A 413-nucleotide genomic window follows, 5' to 3' on the forward strand; every position below is an offset into this window, starting at 1 on the left:
GTCCGGGTCCTGTCCCTGCTCGGTGTCCTCGCCGCCCTTGTCCTGGTCGGCGGCATCACCGAACCGGACGCCTTCCTGGACACCGGGAACCTCCAGCTGATCCTGACCCAGGCGTCCGTCATCGGGGTCGTCACCGTCGGCATGACCTTCGTCATCACCAGCGGCGGCATCGACCTCTCCGTCGGCGCGATGGTCGCCCTCGCCTCGGTCTGGGCGACGACGCTGGCCACCCAGGAGTACGGCTTCGCGGGCATCGCCTTCACCGCCGTGATCGTCGGCGGCGCCGCCGGACTGGTGAACGGCGTGCTCATCGCGTACGGGGGGATGGTCCGGTTCATCGCGACGCGTGCCATGCTCGCCTCGGCGCGCGGCCTCGCCCTCATGCGCCCCGACGGCAAGGCCCTCACCCAGGT

The 413-nt window shown here is 70.9% G+C and carries 1 protein-coding gene; it reads left to right on the forward strand.

What is annotated here, in order from left to right; genetic code table 11:
• Positions 1-413: ABC transporter permease (locus RM572_RS29490; protein WP_394813736.1), on the forward strand; the 413-nt coding region annotated here is incomplete at both ends.

Source organism: Streptomyces hazeniae, assembly GCF_031845485.1.
Lineage (GTDB): Bacteria > Actinomycetota > Actinomycetes > Streptomycetales > Streptomycetaceae > Streptomyces > Streptomyces hazeniae.